General features: G+C 70.0%; 11 protein-coding genes. 7 read left to right on the top strand and 4 right to left on the bottom strand.

Annotated elements, in window-relative coordinates:
• Window positions 1-79 precede the first annotated feature (79 nt).
• Window positions 80-1,216 (top strand): glycosyltransferase 87 family protein, encoded by a 1,137-nt coding sequence (locus BM362_RS20520; RefSeq protein WP_093574242.1) that lies wholly within the window; start codon window positions 80-82, stop codon window positions 1,214-1,216.
• Here the strand turns inward: BM362_RS20520 and BM362_RS20515 are convergent.
• Together BM362_RS20515 and BM362_RS20510 are read right to left on the bottom strand one after the other, a co-directional pair.
• On the bottom strand, window positions 1,149-1,808 hold the full coding sequence (locus BM362_RS20515) for a DUF998 domain-containing protein (RefSeq protein WP_093574241.1): 660 nt from the start codon (window positions 1,806-1,808) through the stop codon (window positions 1,149-1,151). The genes BM362_RS20520 and BM362_RS20515 overlap by 68 nt on opposite strands.
• A gap of 39 nt (window positions 1,809-1,847) precedes the next feature.
• Window positions 1,848-2,927 carry a J domain-containing protein gene (locus BM362_RS20510; protein ID WP_067578867.1) on the bottom strand — a complete coding sequence of 360 codons (1,080 nt, stop codon included), beginning with the start codon at window positions 2,925-2,927 and terminating at the stop codon, window positions 1,848-1,850.
• Between the two features lie 1,074 nt (window positions 2,928-4,001).
• Between BM362_RS20510 and BM362_RS20500 the strand changes: the two genes are divergently transcribed.
• Genes BM362_RS20500 through BM362_RS20490 form a run of 3 tightly spaced genes read left to right on the top strand, consistent with a single transcriptional unit; the run spans window position 4,002 to window position 9,183 of the window.
• A complete protein-coding gene (locus BM362_RS20500) occupies window positions 4,002-5,435 on the top strand; it encodes an APC family permease (RefSeq protein ID WP_093574240.1) in 1,434 nt (477 codons plus the stop codon).
• Window positions 5,432-8,299 carry a glycoside hydrolase family 2 protein gene (locus BM362_RS20495; RefSeq protein ID WP_093574239.1) on the top strand — a complete coding sequence of 956 codons (2,868 nt, stop codon included), beginning with the start codon at window positions 5,432-5,434 and terminating at the stop codon, window positions 8,297-8,299. Before BM362_RS20500 ends, BM362_RS20495 begins: the two co-directional genes overlap by 4 nt.
• Window positions 8,296-9,183 carry an ROK family protein gene (locus BM362_RS20490; protein WP_093574238.1) on the top strand — a complete coding sequence of 296 codons (888 nt, stop codon included), beginning with the start codon at window positions 8,296-8,298 and terminating at the stop codon, window positions 9,181-9,183. Before BM362_RS20495 ends, BM362_RS20490 begins: the two co-directional genes overlap by 4 nt.
• Window positions 9,184-9,245: 62 nt before the next feature.
• Here the strand turns inward: BM362_RS20490 and BM362_RS20485 are convergent, their stop codons facing one another.
• Window positions 9,246-9,485, bottom strand: coding sequence for a hypothetical protein (locus tag BM362_RS20485; RefSeq protein WP_067578857.1), 240 nt, complete (start codon window positions 9,483-9,485; stop codon window positions 9,246-9,248).
• Window positions 9,486-9,703: 218 nt separating this feature from the next.
• Here BM362_RS20485 and BM362_RS20480 point away from each other — a divergent pair, with 218 nt between their 5' ends.
• Genes BM362_RS20480 through BM362_RS20470 form a run of 3 tightly spaced genes read left to right on the top strand, consistent with a single transcriptional unit; the run spans window position 9,704 to window position 12,123 of the window.
• The gene (locus BM362_RS20480) at window positions 9,704-10,273 is read left to right on the top strand and encodes an NADPH-dependent FMN reductase (protein ID WP_067578855.1); all 570 of its coding nucleotides are present in this window, start codon (window positions 9,704-9,706) and stop codon (window positions 10,271-10,273) included.
• Between the two features lie 24 nt (window positions 10,274-10,297).
• Window positions 10,298-11,281, top strand: a complete 984-nt coding sequence (locus BM362_RS20475) for an ATP-binding cassette domain-containing protein (protein ID WP_067578853.1) — start codon at window positions 10,298-10,300, stop codon at window positions 11,279-11,281.
• A complete protein-coding gene (locus BM362_RS20470) occupies window positions 11,278-12,123 on the top strand; it encodes an ABC transporter permease (protein WP_067578851.1) in 846 nt (281 codons plus the stop codon). The genes BM362_RS20475 and BM362_RS20470 overlap by 4 nt, the downstream gene beginning before the upstream one ends.
• Window positions 12,124-12,550: 427 nt before the next feature.
• Here the strand turns inward: BM362_RS20470 and BM362_RS20465 are convergent, their stop codons facing one another.
• The gene (locus tag BM362_RS20465) at window positions 12,551-15,268 is read right to left on the bottom strand and encodes a P-loop NTPase fold protein (protein ID WP_167545378.1); all 2,718 of its coding nucleotides are present in this window, start codon (window positions 15,266-15,268) and stop codon (window positions 12,551-12,553) included.
• Window positions 15,269-15,600: the final 332 nt, after the last annotated feature.

Here is a 15,600-nt window from a genome sequence, read left to right as displayed (position 1 = left end):
GGGACGCTACCGGGGAAGCAGCCGAAGACCGCTCCGCGGAGCGACGATTCCGGGGCGCTGGTCTCCCTAGCTTTCCCTTGTGCGCCAAGAGAAAAAGATCGTCTTCGGGCTGGCAGCCGCCGTCTTGGCCGGGATCGCCGTCGTTCGCTGGCTCGGCGGCGCACCGCTCGGCGTGGACAGCGCGGTGTACCGCGCCGGTGCGCTGGCCGTGCTGCGCGGGCAGCCGCTTTACGAGCCCTTGCTCGCGCTCGACCCGAAGTCCGCGCTGGAACTGCCGTTCACGTACCCGCCGAGCGCGGCGTTGCTGTTCCTGCCGCTGGCCGCGCTTCCGGCGCACTTCGCGTGGTTGCTGCTCGCGGCCGGCTCGGTGCTCGCGCTGTGGTCGGCGACGCGCCGGTTCGCCCGGGAACGGCCGCTGCTGACGTTCTGTCTCCTGCCGGTGCTGGAACCCGTGTGGCGGATGATCTCGCTGGGCCAGATCAACGGCGTCCTGATGGCCATGGTGGTGCTGGACGCACTGCCGGTCCGCGGCCGCAGATCCGGCGGGATGCTGATCGGACTCGCGGCGGCGGTGAAACTGACCCCGCTGATCTTCGTCCCGTACCTGTTCCTGACCGGCCGCCGCTCCGGCGCGTGGCACGCGCCGGTGACCTTCCTCGGGACGAGTGCGGCCGGGGCGCTGATCTTGCCGGGAGACTCGATCCGGTACTGGACCTCGGCCGTGCTGGACAACCGCAACGCCGGAACCGTCGACTGGGTCCTCGACCAATCTCTGCACGGGATGCTCGCGAGGTTCGGCGCGACCTCGCTCGGCTGGTACGCGGCGTCGGCCGCACTGTGCCTGCTGGCGGGCGCGCTGCTGGTCCGCGAGTTCCACCGGCGCGGCGACCCGCGAGCCGCGTTGCTCGTGACGGCGGGGTGCGGGCTGCTGGTGAGCCCGCTTTCGTGGACACACCACTGGATTTGGGCGGTGCCGCTGGCCGGTTTTCTGTCCGGCAGGCGCGCGCTGATCTGTGCCGGAGCGGTTTTCAGCGGGATCGCGCTGGCCGTGGTTCCCGAGGGCGGGCACCGGGAGCTGTCCTGGAATCCGGGCGAGATGGTGCTCGGCAACGCCTCCGTGCTGAGCGCGTTGGCTGCCGGCGCGGTCCTCAGCGTCCGGATGCTGACGCGGCGCTTCCCGGGGCGGCCAGCGCGGCCAGCGCGACGAGTTCGGTGAGCGCCATCCCGCGTTCGACGAGGCCGAGCGGAATGAGCAGCCACCAGTGCTGGTCGGTCATCGCGGCGACGGCGACCGCGCCGAGGATCACCGCGAACCAGGCGAGCGACGCGACCGCGAGTGCGCGGGCGAGGAACCGGCGGCGTGGCGAGTTCGGAAAGGCCCTGCGCGCCGAGACGAGCACCGCGAGCGGAAGGCAGACGAAGGCGACGACGCTGGCGACCCGGTGCAGGGTGCCGCCCGCGCCGGTCGCCGCCGCTTGGGTCCAGTCGGTCTTCGGGAACGCGACGATCACCAGCAACCCGGCCGTCCAGAACGCTCCGAGCACGGCCGCGAGGCCCGGCAGCCGCCCTTGCAGCCGCAGCACGGCGAACGCGACCGCCGAACCGGCCGCGACCAGCACGACCGCCAGGTCGAACACCCACTTGCGGTCCGACAGCCCGTATTCGCTGATGGTCCGCCGGGTCGCGCTGATCTCGTCGGTGGGCGGCACCACCTGCAACAGCAGCACCAGCACGGCGCCGAGAGCCAGCGCGGCGATCCCGGCCAGCGCGAGCAGGACGGGACGGCGGCCGGCGGACACGGTGGTCATGCACTCAGCGTGACACGTGCCGGATATGTCCCCGGTGAGTCAGGCCGCCCGGCCGGACCCGGTGACCTGCGCGCGCACCGTGCGCAGCGCGTTGTGGTCCACAGTGGACGGTTCGGCGGACAGCCAGCCGCCGATCTCGTGCAGGAACTGCTCCGGCGTCATCGGCGGACCGGGTTCGCCGTCCGGTTCGGCGGTGGTGACCTCCCCGTCGCGGCTCGGGTACACGATCATCGCGCCGCGCAGCGCGACGCCGGGCAGCAGTTCGCGGTAGCGCTCCAGGCTTTCTTCCAGCTGGCTGCCGCCGCCGCGGAACAGCCGCCCGTTGCGCAGCAGCCGTCCGTCCTCCGCGGTTTCGTAGTGTCCGGGCAGCCAGAGCTTCGATTCGACCAGCACCAGGCGTTTCCCGCACAGCACCGCGTGGTCGACGTCGGCGAACACCGAACCGGGCCACGCGAGACCGTGGAAGATGCGCGCGCCGGGCAACCGGGTCAGATAGCGCTCCAGCAGGTCGGCGGTGAGCCGTTCGGCCAGCTCGTCGGCCTCGGCGCCGGGGGAGCCGAACACCGCGTTGCCGCCGAACTCCTCCGCGAACTCGTGCCGGGCGCGGCGCGCGGACAGGAAACCGCGGGCGAGCCGGTGCACGAGCAGCGCGGTGCCCGCGGTGAGCGCGAGCCAGACGATCAGCACCGGCGGCGTGAAGTCGATCCCGGCGAGCAGCGGCGCCAGCACCAGCACCGTGCCGGCGACCGCCGCGACGACCGGCGTGTGCCCCGGCCCGCGCCGCCGCCCGTGCCGCATCCGCGGATCGGCCGCGGCGAACGACCACCACTCCAGGGTTTCCGGATCGATGTCCGGCGCTTCCAGCCGGTAGCCGGGCTGTTCGCCGAACCGCCGCCGCGGCCGCGGTCTGGGCACCGAGGCGGCCGGAACGCCGGCGTCGTAGCGCGCGCGTTCATCGGGGTCGGCGAGGGTGTCGTAGGCCTCGCGCAACAGCTGGAAGGTGCCGACCGTGCCGCCCGCGTCCGGGTGCAACGTCTTGGCCAGCCGACGGTAGGCCGCCTTGATCTCCGTGGGGGACGCGGATTTCCCCACGCCGAGTACCGCGTAGTAGTCGGGCACGGTTCGGGTTCCACCTCCGGACGGCTGCCCGCGCAACGATATGGGGTCGCCGGGCCGGCGTGCCATCCGCCTCCGCGGCACGCCGGGGTGAACGTGTTTCCGCTAGTTCCGGGCCAGCCACTCGTCGCGAAGCAGCCGGGGCCGGCGGAGACGAAGTCGCGCCTCTCGCGGAGTCTCGCCGGGCCGCAAGGCCCAGTAACCGGCGAACGGGACCAGCCGGATGCGCTCGGTGCGCGAGACCGGTCGGAACATCAGGCGAACACGCCAGCCGCTCTTCGCGGCCGACGGGGTACTCGACCGCGTGCCGGTCGTCACCCGGGGCGAAGTACTCGGGGTCGGCGACGAAGTCCCGGACGCGCCGGAGCCCGATCGACGCCATCGTCGCCGGGGAGGCTTGGCCGTCCGCTGCCGTCCTGGCGTAGCTGCGGTCGAGCCCGATGTCGCGGAACCTGTGCCGGAGCAGCTCCCGCGCCCCCTCCTTGGTCTGCACACCGGCCAGATAGCGCATCGCTTCCGGGGCGGCGGAGAGTTCGGCCAGGTGCTTGAGATGTCCGGTGGACAACGGGACCAGCCGGAGGCGTCCGGGGCGCACAACGGGTTGGGACATCAGGCGAACGCTCCCGGATCGGCGGACGGCGGGAAGCGGCCTGGCAGCCGCGCGCTCCGCCCGGCAGCCGGTTCGCGCGAGGCTCGCTGCCGAAGCTGCCGGTCAGCGGTGCCATCCGGCCGGATGGCACGCCCGCACGGGGAGATGGCCCCCTCCGCCGGACCCGCCCCGCACGGGAAGGCGCCCCGTCAACCGGACCCGCCCCGCACGGGAAGGCGCCCCGTCCGCCGGACCCGCCCCGCACGGGGAGGCGGCCCCGTCCGCCGGACCCGCGCCCCGCACGGGAAGACGCCCCCTCAACCGGACCCGCCCTCGCACGGGGAGACGCCCCCGTCCGCCGGACCCGCGCCCCGCCGTTCCCTTCTTCCGCTCCCGCACCGGTTTCGGCAACTTTCCGGACGCAGCTCTTCCGCACCCCGTTCAGTGTATGTTAAGAAGCTTTACTAACTATTGGATGGAGGCACGACGTGAGCTCACCCACCCGCCCGGGGGACTCCGCGACCCTTCCGGGGGACGGTCTCGAACGCCGGATCGGGCCGCTGCAGGCGACCGCGATCAACATGACGCAGATGTGCGGGATCGGCCCGTTCGTCACCATCCCCGCGATGGTCGCGACCATGGGCGGCCCGCAGGCGATGTTCGGCTGGATCATCGGCGCGATCATCGCGCTCGCCGACGGGCTGGTGTGGGCCGAACTGGGCGCGGCGCTGCCCGGGGCCGGCGGCACCTACATCTACCTGCGCGAAGCGTTCCAGTACCGCTCCGGGCGGCTGATGCCGTTCCTCTTCGCCTGGAGCGCGGTGCTGTTCATCCCGCTCATCATGTCCACCGGCATCATCGGGCTGGTCCAGTACCTGGGCTACCTGGTGCCGGGCGTGACCGGCGCGGGCGGCGTCACCCCGCTGGGCAAGGTCGTCGGCATCGGCCTCGTCGTGCTGATCGTGCTCGCGCTGTTCCGCCGGATCGGCCAGATCGGCAAGCTCACCACCGCGCTGTTCCTGATCATGCTCTTCGCCGTCTTCGCGGTGATCATCGCGGCCTTCTCGCACTTCGACGCGCACCAGGCGTTCGACTTCACCCCGGGAGCCTTCGGCTCGGGCGGCGCGTTCTGGTCCGGTCTCGGCGCGGGACTGGTCATCGCCGTCTACGACTACCTCGGCTACAACACGAGCGCCTACCTCGGCGGCGAGGTCCGCGATCCGGGCCGCACGCTCCCGCGTTCGATCCTCTTCTCCATCCTCGGCATCATGACGCTCTACTTCCTGCTGCAGGTCGGCGTTCTCGGCTCGACCCCGCTGGAGGAACTCAAGAACGCGACATCCGTGGCATCGTCGGTGCTGGAGCAGGCGTGGGGTTCGGCGACCGCGAAGATCGTCACCGTCTTCATCGTGATCGCCGCGGTCGGTTCGGTGTTCGCCGGCCTGCTCGGCGGGTCGCGGGTGCCCTTCGAAGCCGCGCGCGACAAGGTGTTCCTGCCGGTGTTCGGCAAACTGCACCCGAGGCTGAACCTCCCGACCGCGGGCGTGCTCGCGATGGGCGCGATCACCGCGGTCGGTTCGCTGTTCACCTTGACTGACGTGATCAACGCGGCGGTCACCGTGCTGGTGATCATCCAGTCTCTGGCGCAGGTCGCGGCGATCATCGTGCTGCGCCGCCGTCAGCCGCACCTCAAGCGGCCTTACCGGCAGGTGCTGTATCCGGTGCCGACGATCATCGCGCTCATCGGGTGGGTTTACGTGTACGTGTCGGCCAGCTGGCTTTCGATCTGGCTCTCGATCGCCTGGATCGCCCTCGGGCTCGTCGCCTTCCTGGTCTATGCCTCGAAGGAAAAGGTGTGGCCGTTCGGTCCCAAGGAAATCCGCGAGGCGTTCGCGTCCCAGCCCGCGGGGGCGGAGTCGTGAGGAAACCGCTGATCGCCGGGATCGCCGCGCTGGTCCTCCTCCCCGGCGTAGTCACGGCCACCGCTTCCGCGCAGCAACCGGAACCGGTGGCGTCCCGTCCGCAGGGTCCGCCGGCAATCGGCCTCGGCGGCTGGCAGGTGCTGACGACCGCGCAGGTCAAGGACGGCGGCACGGCGGTGTCGAAGCCCGGCTACCCGACGCGCGGCTGGCTGAAGGTGAAGCCGGACGACGCGGGCGCGCCGGGCACCGAGATCACCGCGCTGGTGCAAAACGGCAAGTGCGCGAACGTGTATTACTCGGACAACATGCGCAAGTGCTTCGGCTACCAGACGAAGCGCGGGCCGGTCACCACGAAGCAGTTCAAGGATCCGTGGTGGTTCCGCACCGATTTCAACCCCGGCTTCCGGCCCGGCAAGAACGCGAAGCTGACCATCCCGGGCGTCGTCGGCGAGGGCGACGTGTGGCTGAACGGCACGCTCGTCGCCGGCAAGGACGTGGTGAGCGGCGCGTACGCGGGGCACACCTTCGACGTCACGAAACTCCTGCGGCCGGGCCGGAACACGCTCGCGGTCAAGATGTACCCGAACGACCCGAATTCGATGTACACGCTCGACCAGGCCGACTGGGCGCAGATCGTGCCGGACAACAACACCGGCCTGCAGTTCCCGCCGACGCTGCAGCTGTCGGACGCGCTGAGCGGCGCCAACGCGCACGTCGTGCAGGACAACGCGGCGGATCTGTCGACGTCTTCGCTGACCGCGAAGGTCGACGTCACCAACGACGCGCCCGCGCCGCAGACCGGCGAGGTCGCCGCGACCGTCACACCGCCGGGCGGCGGCTGGCCGGTCGTGGTGCGGCAGAATGTCACGGTTCCCGCGCACGCCAAGCAAACCGTGACGTTCACGCCGGCGAAGTTCCCGCAGTTGAAGATCGTCAAGCCTCAGGTGTGGTGGCCGTACTCGATGGGTGCACAGCCGTTGTACACCTTGGGCACGACAGTTTCGCAGGGCGGCGTGGTGTCGACCTCGTCGTCGGAGACGTTCGGGATCCGGACGGTGACGTCGAAGCTGATCGGCAAGTCCCCGGCGCTGCCGGACGGCGCGCGGAAGTTCGCGGTCAACGGCCGCGATTTCGTGTTCCGCGGCGGCGGTTTCGCACCGGACCTGTTCCTGCGCTACGACAAGTCCGACATCGCGCACCAGATCGCGCTGATCAAGAACATGGGCCTGTCCGGAGTCCGGCTCGAAGGCCACGACATGCCCGCGGACTTCTACGACCAGGCCGACCGCGCCGGACTGCTGGTGCTCGGCGGATTCCTCTGCTGCGACGCCTGGCAGCCGGAGCATCCGGAGAAACTGACCGATCGCGACTACCGGATCATGCACGATTCCGCGTACTCGATCGCGCAGCGCGAACGCGGCCACCCCAGCGTGATCACCTACGGCTGGAGCGACAACGAGCCGATCCCGCGACAGGAAACCGAGACGCTGAGCGCGTTCAAGGCCGCCGATTGGGACGTGCCGGTCATCGCGTCGGCGGAGTACAAGAGCACGAAGACGCTCGGCCCGTCGGGGGAGAAGGAAGGCCCCTACGACTGGGTCCCGCCAGCCTATTGGTACGACTCGTCGACCTTCGACAAGACCGACCCGAGCCGCACGAACGCGGGCGGCGCCTGGGGTTTCGCGAGCGAACAGAGTGCCGGGCACACCGTGCCGACACTGGATTCGCTCCGGCGGTTCCTGTCTCCGCAGGAGCAGGCGAAGCTGTGGCAGGACCCGGCCTACAACCAGTACCACGCGAATGACGAATCCGGGCACGGCGGCTACAAGTTCGGCACGCTGTACACTCTGGACGAGTCGATCGCCCGTCGGTACGGGAAATGGGATTCACTGAAGTCCTATGTGGAGTCCGCGCAGATCGCGAACTACGAGAACACCCGTTCCCAGTTCGAGGCGTTCCTCGCGCACGCCAACGACAAGAAGAACCCGTCGACCGGCGTGGTGTACTGGCAGTTGAACAAGGGCTGGCCGACGCTGCTGTGGTCGCTGTACAACAACGACGGCGACCAGCCAGGCGCGTATTTCGGTGCGCAGAAGGCGAACAAGCCGCTGCACGCGCTCTACGCCTATGACACCGGCACGGTCGCGCTGTCCAATCTGGGCGCCGCGCGGCAGAACGGGATTTCGGTGCGTGCCAAGGTGTACGACACCGCGGGCAAGGTCCTCGACGACCAGACCGCTCCGGCGGTTTCGCTGGACAGCCAGGGCGTCGCGACCGAGTTGCTGAAGCCGAAGGTCCCGGCGGAGACGAAGGCCCCCGCGAAGGCGCAGGTGTACTTCGTCGAGCTGCAGGTGCGCCAGGGCGGGAAGGTCGTGGACCGGAACGTCTACTGGATGTCGACGCGGAAGGACGTCGTCGACTGGGCGAAGACGCTGCAGAACCCGCAGGCGACGATGAGCCAGTACAGCGATCTGACTGCCCTGCGCGATCTGCCGAAGTCGCGGGTCGACGTGGCCGCGTCGACCCGCCCGTCGCGTGGCCCCGACGGCACGGACACCGCGACCGCGGTCACGGTCACCAACACGTCGAAGACCTCCGCGGTCAGTTTCTTCCTGCGCGCGGACTTGCGCCGCTCTGCCGACGGGTCGCAGCTGCCAGCCGCGACCTGGGACGACAACGACATCACGTTGTGGCCGGGCCAGTCGCAAACGCTGACCGTCCGCTACCGGGCCGCCGACCTCCGCGGCGCGGCCCCGACCGTCAGCGTCGACGGGTTCAACACCGGCCGGGTCGTGGTGCCCGCCGGTCCGCACCGGGACAGCCAGGGCGCTGTCCCGCCGGTCATCGAGGGGACCCGCGAGTGACATCGGAAGACCTGATCCTGGGCATCGACTTCGGCGGCACGAAAGTGGCGCTGGGTCTGTCCGACCGGACCGGCGTCCTGCTGGCGGCCCGCCGCCTGGAAACCGACGCCGAAGCGGGCGCCGAACAGGTGGTCACGCGGGCTTTGGCCGCCGCCGCCGAGCTGGTTTCCGGTACCCCGCTGGCCGCGATCGGCGTGGTCAGCCCGGGAATCGTGCTGCCGGACCGGATCCTGCTGGCCCCGAACGTGCCCGGCTGGGAAGAACTCCGCCTGGCCGAACTGGTGTCGGCAGCCTTCCCCGCCGTTCCGGTCGCGGTGGGCACCGACGCCAAAGCCGCGGCACTGGCGGAATGGACCTGGGGCACGCTGAAGGGAGCCGACCCCGCGGTCTTCCTGTCCCTCGGCACCGGAATCGCCGCCGCGGTCCTGGTCGGCGGCCGCCTGCTGACCGGCGCGAACGGGGCGGCCGGGGAGATCGGGTACAACCTGCGCACCCCGCACGACGCCGACGGTTTCGCCAGCGGAGCGGCGCCGCTGGAAGAAGCCGTCGGAGGCCGGTGGCTGGGCACGCGGGCAACCGCGCTGCTCGGCCGCCCGGTCACGGCGGGGGAGTTGTTTGCCTTGGCACGGGAAAACACGGAGGCCAAGGAGCTGGTCGCTTCGGCGTTGGACGAGCTTTCCATGCACGTGGCCAACCTGGCGATCGCCTTCGACCCCGCCCGGATCGCGGTCGGCGGCGGGCTGGTCCGGTCGGCTGACGTGCTGCTGCCCGCTTTGCGGGAGCGGTTGACCGCGGCGGTGCCATTCCCGCCGGAACTGGTGCCCGCGCGGTTCGACCAGGACGCTTCGCTGCTGGGCGCGGTGGCGTTGGCGTTGCGGGAGTGAGTCTCCGTGACCGGCGGGGTTGTTTCCGCGCCTCGCCGGTCACGGGTACCAAGTCTTAGCGGCTACCAGCCCATGTCCTTGGCGACCTCCGCCTGCGCGGCCTCGATTTCCTCAGCCGTGGATTGAGCGACGTCGCTGTCGGTCAGGTATTCCAAGCCGGAGAGCAGATCGGCTAGCGCCTGCTTCTGCGCTGGATGTGTGATGGGCACCGTGTCCAGGTCGACGGTCATCAACCAGTCGAACAGCACCACGGCATCGGCGCGCCGCAAACGCACACTGACTGTGGGCAGATCCGTGTCCATGCGGGTCATCCTGCCCGCGATGGCGGTTTCGGGGCTGGCGCCGCGGCGGTGAGCCGCTGACTGCCGCCGCGAAGAGAACGCGCCAGATCCGTTCTTGCGTCTCTCCCCGCTGCCGTCCAGCGGACTCGCGGGCACTCTTCCCTGGCTCGCTGAGCAGCACAAACGCCCTGCTAGATCCAATCTGGCAGCATCGCGCACCAATCTGGCGCCCAAGAAATGTGGACGAGGAGCTGCGGGTAGCCGTGCTCGTCGCCAGCACCCGGGAAGGCCGGGCCGGCGGTGAGATCGGACGATGGTTCGTCGAGCGGGCCGCCGGGCACGGCGGGGCGGTGCTCGACGTGCTCGACCTCGCGACGTTCGCGATCCCGGCCCGGCTGCCTGCCGAGCCGACGGCCGTCATGGCCGGGTTCGCGAAGCGGATCGCGGCGGCCGAGGCGTATGTGGTGGTCACGCCCGAGTACAACCGCAGCTTCCCGGCGTCGCTGAAGCAGGCGATCGACTGCGCGTACGAGGAATGGCGGGCCAAACCGGTCGGCTTCGTCTCCTACGGCTACCGCGCGGGAGGCCGCTACGCGGTGGAGCATCTTCGGGATGTCTTCACCGAACTGCACACGGCGACGGTGCGGGATTCGGTGTGTCTCGACCTGCTTGAGCACGAATGCGACGACCCCGGCGCGGGTCCGCACGGCGAATCCGCAGGCCACGCGGCCTCTGCTCTACTGGACGAACTGATCTGGTGGGGACTCGCGCTGCGCGACGGCCGGCGCGCGCGGCCGTATCGCGGATGAAGAACTGAGGGGAAGGAAAAAGACATGAGCAACGCTGCCGGGGAACCGGCGATCGAGACTTCCGGGCTCGTCAAAGTGTTCGGCGAGACCCGTGCGGTCGACGGGGTCGACCTCGTGGTGCCCGCCGGAACCGTGTACGGCGTCCTCGGGCCCAACGGCGCGGGCAAAACCACCACCGTCCGGATGCTCGCCACGCTGTCCCGCCCGGACGGCGGCGAAGCACGGGTGTTCGGCCACGACGTGGTGCGCGAGGCGGACGCCGTGCGCAGCCGGGTGAGCCTCACCGGCCAGTACGCCTCGGTCGACGAAGACCTGACCGGGCAAGAGAATCTGGTGCTGCTCGGCAAACTGCTGGGGCACCGCACCGCCGCCGCGCGCGATCGGGCGGCCCAGCTGCTCGCCGCGTTCGGGCTCACCGACGCCGCGCGCCGGCAGGTGAAGAACTACTCCGGCGGCATGCGCCGCCGGCTCGACATCGCCGCGAGCATCCTCAACACGCCGGATGTGCTGTTCCTCGACGAACCGACCACCGGCCTCGACCCGCGCAGCCGCAACCAGGTGTGGGACATCGTCCGCGCGATCGTCGCGCAGGGCACCACCGTCCTGCTCACCACGCAGTACCTCGACGAGGCCGACCAGCTGGCGTCGCGGATCGCGGTCATCGACCACGGCCGGGTCATCGCCGAGGGCACGAAGGGCGAGCTGAAGGCCTCGGTCGGAGTCGGAGCCGTCCACGTGCGACTGCGGGACGCCGACCAGCGCGCGACCGCCGCCGAAATGCTGGAACGCGCGCTGTCCGCCACCGTGCAACTGGATCCCGACCCGGTCGCGATCACCGCACGGCTGTCGTCGGACGCGCACGAAGCCGCCGCCGACCGCGCGTCGCGGGCTCTCGCGGAACTTGCGAAGGCCGGCGTCATCGTCGACACGTTCTCGCTCGGCCAGCCCAGCCTCGACGAGGTTTTCCTGGCTCTGACCGACCGCACAGCCACCGAGGAGGCGGCGTGACCACCGTCAAGGAACCCGATCTCGACCTCGCGACCCCGAAACCGGACGAGCTGGCCGCGGTCCTGCTCGCCACCGAACGGCCGCCGCGGCCGAGCGCGCTGTCCGCGTCGTTCTCCTTCGGCTGGCGGGCGGTGCTGAAGATCAAGCACGTGCCGGAGCAACTGTTCGACGTCACCGCGTTCCCGATCATGATGACGTTGATGTTCACGTACTTGTTCGGCGGCGCGCTGGCCGGTTCGCCGACGCAGTACCTGCAGTTCTTCCTGCCGGGCATCCTCGCGTCGAGCGTCGTGATGATCACGATGTACACCGGCGTCGCGGTGAACACCGACATCGAGAAGGGCGTGTTCGACCGCTTCCGCACGCTCCCGATCTGGCGTCCCGCCCCGATGGTCGGCTACCTCCTCGGCGACGTGCTGCGGTACCTGATCGCGTCCGTGGTGATCATGGTGGTAGGCCTGATCCTGGGCTTCCGCCCGGACGGCGGCGTCGGCGGCGTGGCCGCGGGAGTCCTGCTGCTGCTGGTGTTCTCGTTCGGGCTGTCCTGGGTGTGGACGATGTTCGGGCTGCTGCTGAGGTCCGAGAAGTCGGTGATGGGCGTCAGCATGATGGTGATCATGCCGCTGACGTTCCTCAGCAACATCTACGTCGACCCGTCCACCATGCCCGGCTGGCTCCAGGCCGGCGTCTCGGCCAACCCGATCAGCCACCTGGTGACCGCGGTGCGCTCGATGATGTCCGGAGCCTGGGACGGCGGCGCCATCACCTGGACGCTGATCGCGTCGGTCGCGCTGACCGCAGTGTTCGGGACGCTGACGATGCGGCTGTACAACCGAAAGTGACCCTGCTCTGCGGGTCCCGTCTGGGTTGCGGACCGGATGGTCATCTGGGTAGTCAGGTCGTGGGGTGGTGCGTGGCGGACGGCTGGGATCCAGTGCTGGGGCTGGGAGAGCGTGTTGATGCGGTGTGGTCGATACGTGGGCGAGGTCGCGGTGTGGCTGGTGCCGGTCGCGCCGCTGTGCAGCCGAAAGTGACTCTGCTCCGGCGGGTGCGTCTGGGGCGCGGGCTGGTTGGTCTTCTGGGTAGTCAGGTCGTGGGGTGGTGCGTGGTGGACGGCTGGGATCCAGTGCTGGGGCTGGGAGAGCGTGTTGATGCGGTGTGGTCGATACGTGGGCGAGGTCGCGGTGTGGCTGGTGCCGGTCGCGCCGCTGTACAACCCCTGCTCCGCGGAGACCGTCCGGGTCGCGGACCGGATGGTCTCCCGGGAAGTCAGGTCGTGGGGAAGAGCACGTAGGAGAATCGGCGGACGGCCGGAATCCAGTGCTGGAACCGGGAAAGCGCGTCGATGCGGAGCGTGGCCGAAACGTGGGCAAGGCCGCGATGCAGCTGACGCCAGTCCCGCAGTTCGCTGTCGCAGAGCGTCCCGGCGACCGGGTTCCGCCAGACCTCGCCGTGGCGCCGCGGTGCGCAATCGGCCACGAACGCGGCCCAGGCGGCATCCGGCGGACGGTGGACGAGGCCGCCGGTGATCGATCGTTCCGGGTCCGGCAGCGTGTCCAGTGCCTTTTCGAGCACGAGTCCCGGCGCGGTGAGCAGACCGAGCAGCGCCACGACTGCTTGGTAGTCACCAGGTTCGGTGTCGTCGCCGAGGAAATGCGACGCCGCGGACAGGTCCCGGGTCGCGCGGAGCATCCGGTACAGGTTGAAGAGCCGTTTCGCCTCGCGCGGCGTGCTGATCAGCGCGTCCAGCTCGGACAGCAGGTCGATCTCCGCGGGCGTGAGCGGACGCGGCGGATCCGCGGCCCGCTCCGGACGGCTCTGACTGTCTACTTCGGACCCTTCCTCGATCTCGGGAACCAGGTCCGGGAGTGTCGTTGCCGGGGGCGGATTCCGCTGCGTCCGTTCCTCGCCCGCCGGCTCCAGCAGGCGGTCGTCGGTCAGCGACCGCAGCAGGCGGCGCAGGCTCCCCTCGGACATCGTCGGCAGCACGAACGGCAGATTGATGATCTTCCCGAGGTAGTCCTCCGGCGAAGCGAGCCTGCCTGCGTCCGGGGAATCGTCGAGCATCCCGTCGTAGCGGCTGTGCAACGACCGGGTCAGCCACCGCGGATCGACGCCGACCACCACCACGAACAACTCCAGGGCGAGCAGCAGATGCACCGCCTCCAGCACCTCGACCACCTGGCGCGCGCCGCACCGGTCGAGATCGTCGATGTACAGCACGATCCGGTCGATCGGGGTGCCGGCCGAATCGGGGTGCGCGCGCCAATCGTCCATGAGCTCGACCAGTTGCTCGAAATCCTTCCGGATGGTCGAGATCAGCCCGAGGTCGCGCCGATAGGAATCGCCGTGCGCGCGGTCGGCCAGAAAAGCGTAAAGATTGCGGCCCGGCGTCAGCTCGGTCAGCTCCCGGCCGAGTTCGCCGACCCTCGCCACCACTTCTTCCAGTTGCGCCTCGGCGACCCGCTGATCGGTCTCCGCCCGCCGAATCTCCTCGAGCATCCGGGCGACCTCGGGCGAGACCATCCGGCTCGCGCGCCGGTCGATGCCGCGGCGGAGATCCTCGCTGAGTTCGCGCAACTCCCGAAATCCCGACCGGGCCCGGCTCAGCAACGCGACCCCCGTGCCCGCCACCGCGGCGAACCCGACGCCGACCCCGGCCAGCCATTCCCGCGCCACCGGCACGATCGCGGCGACGAAGAACCCGGCGAGCAGGATGACCGCGGACGCGACCAGCGCCGCCTTGCCCCAACGCCCCTTCGGCGACCTGCGCAATGCCTCGGCTTCGGACAACGTGCCGCGCAGTTGCTCGACGAGCAGCGCCCCTTGCTCGGCCTCGTCCTGAATCCCGAGGCGCTGCCACACTTCCCGGCTGCCGCCCAACGCCCGGATCAGGACTCTCGCGGCGTCCTTCCGATTCAGCGCGGCTTTGTCGACATCCGCTTGGAGTTTCGCCGCAGTCGCCTGCGCCTGCCGCTTCGCGTCCTCGAGTTCGGTGACCTGATCGAGCCGTGTGGCCAGCTCCTCGCGCAGCTGGTCACGCCGCTGCTGCGCATTCGGGCCCGGACCGGCGAGCTGCCGGAAGATCTCGTCGCCGAGGCTGGCCCACAGATTGCGGTCCGCGTAATGCCAGGCGTTGAACCCGATCTGGACGATCTCGCGGCAGTAAGCCGGATTGCCCGACCCCGCGAGCCTGCCCACCTCGGCCCGCATCAGCCCCATGAAGTAGCTCTTGCCGGACCCCCACTCGCCGAACACCCCGACCGACAGCGGCGGCAGAGTGCTCCGGTCGGCGATCACCGTCGCCAGCATCGACACGTAGGGTGCGACGCCGAGCCGGTCGCGTTCGAGAGGGATGCCGCGCGTCGGATCGACCAGGTCGTTCGAGACGCCGCCGGCCAGTTCGACCGCGGAGAATCGCATGACGCCCGCCTGGTGCCAGGCCGCGCGGATGGCGTCTTCCGCAGGCTCGGAGTTGCAGACGAAGACAAGACTGCGCAGGCCGCTAGTGTCCTGAAGCGCCCGGACCGCCGCTGGAATCACTACCGCGGCGACTTCCTCCTCGTTGAATCCGAGATCGCCGGTGCCCAGCAGCGGCAACCCGAACGCGCTCGAGTTCGCCCTCGCTGCGAAACGAATGCCGGCTTCAGCGGCCGTGGCGATCGCCGGCAACGTCGGCGGGCTGGAGCCGCCGCCTTCGTGCGGAGTCATGAGCACCGCGAACCGCAGCGAGCCCCGGTCGGTGCCGCGGATGCTCAGCACGTACGGCCTTTCGGGGACAATCGCCTCGTAGTCGATCGAATCCCAGCCCGAGTCCAGCGACTGTTCGCGGACGGCGCGGCCGAGGCTGCCGAGGATGTCACCGACGGAGACTCCGATGGCATCGATCCCGGATTCCCACGGACGGTTCGTGCGCACCACATGGCACGAGGTCCCGCCTGCTGAACCGAGATAACCGGAGTCGTTGTGTGCGGGTGTGCCTGCCATATCTGCCTGCGGCCTCCACGACCTCGACGTCGACGCGGACGGCCAGCCTAGCCACCAGCACCGCTGCCGCGCTCGGACTCCGCCCTTTCGGCCGGCGTGTGGTTCCGGTGCACCGGGTGAAGCACTGCCGCGCCCGTGAGCCTCGCCGACCTGCCGGGCTCGGCCTTGCGCGAGCCGCGGCATCGGCAGCCCCTTCCCCGGGCGGCCTGGCTGCACGAGCCCGCTTGCGCGACCTGACCCGCCTGGCCGCCCTCACTCGGTGCGGTGGTGCGGTGGTGCGGTGGTGCGGTGGTGCGGTGGTGCGGTGGTGCGGTGGTGCGGTGGTGCGGTGG

Origin of the sequence: Amycolatopsis rubida (assembly GCF_900115345.1) — a bacterium.
Taxonomy (GTDB): Bacteria; Actinomycetota; Actinomycetes; order Mycobacteriales; family Pseudonocardiaceae; genus Amycolatopsis; species Amycolatopsis rubida.
The sequence above is the reverse complement of the archived record's forward strand: the minus strand, read 5'-3'. Positions and strand labels throughout refer to the sequence as shown.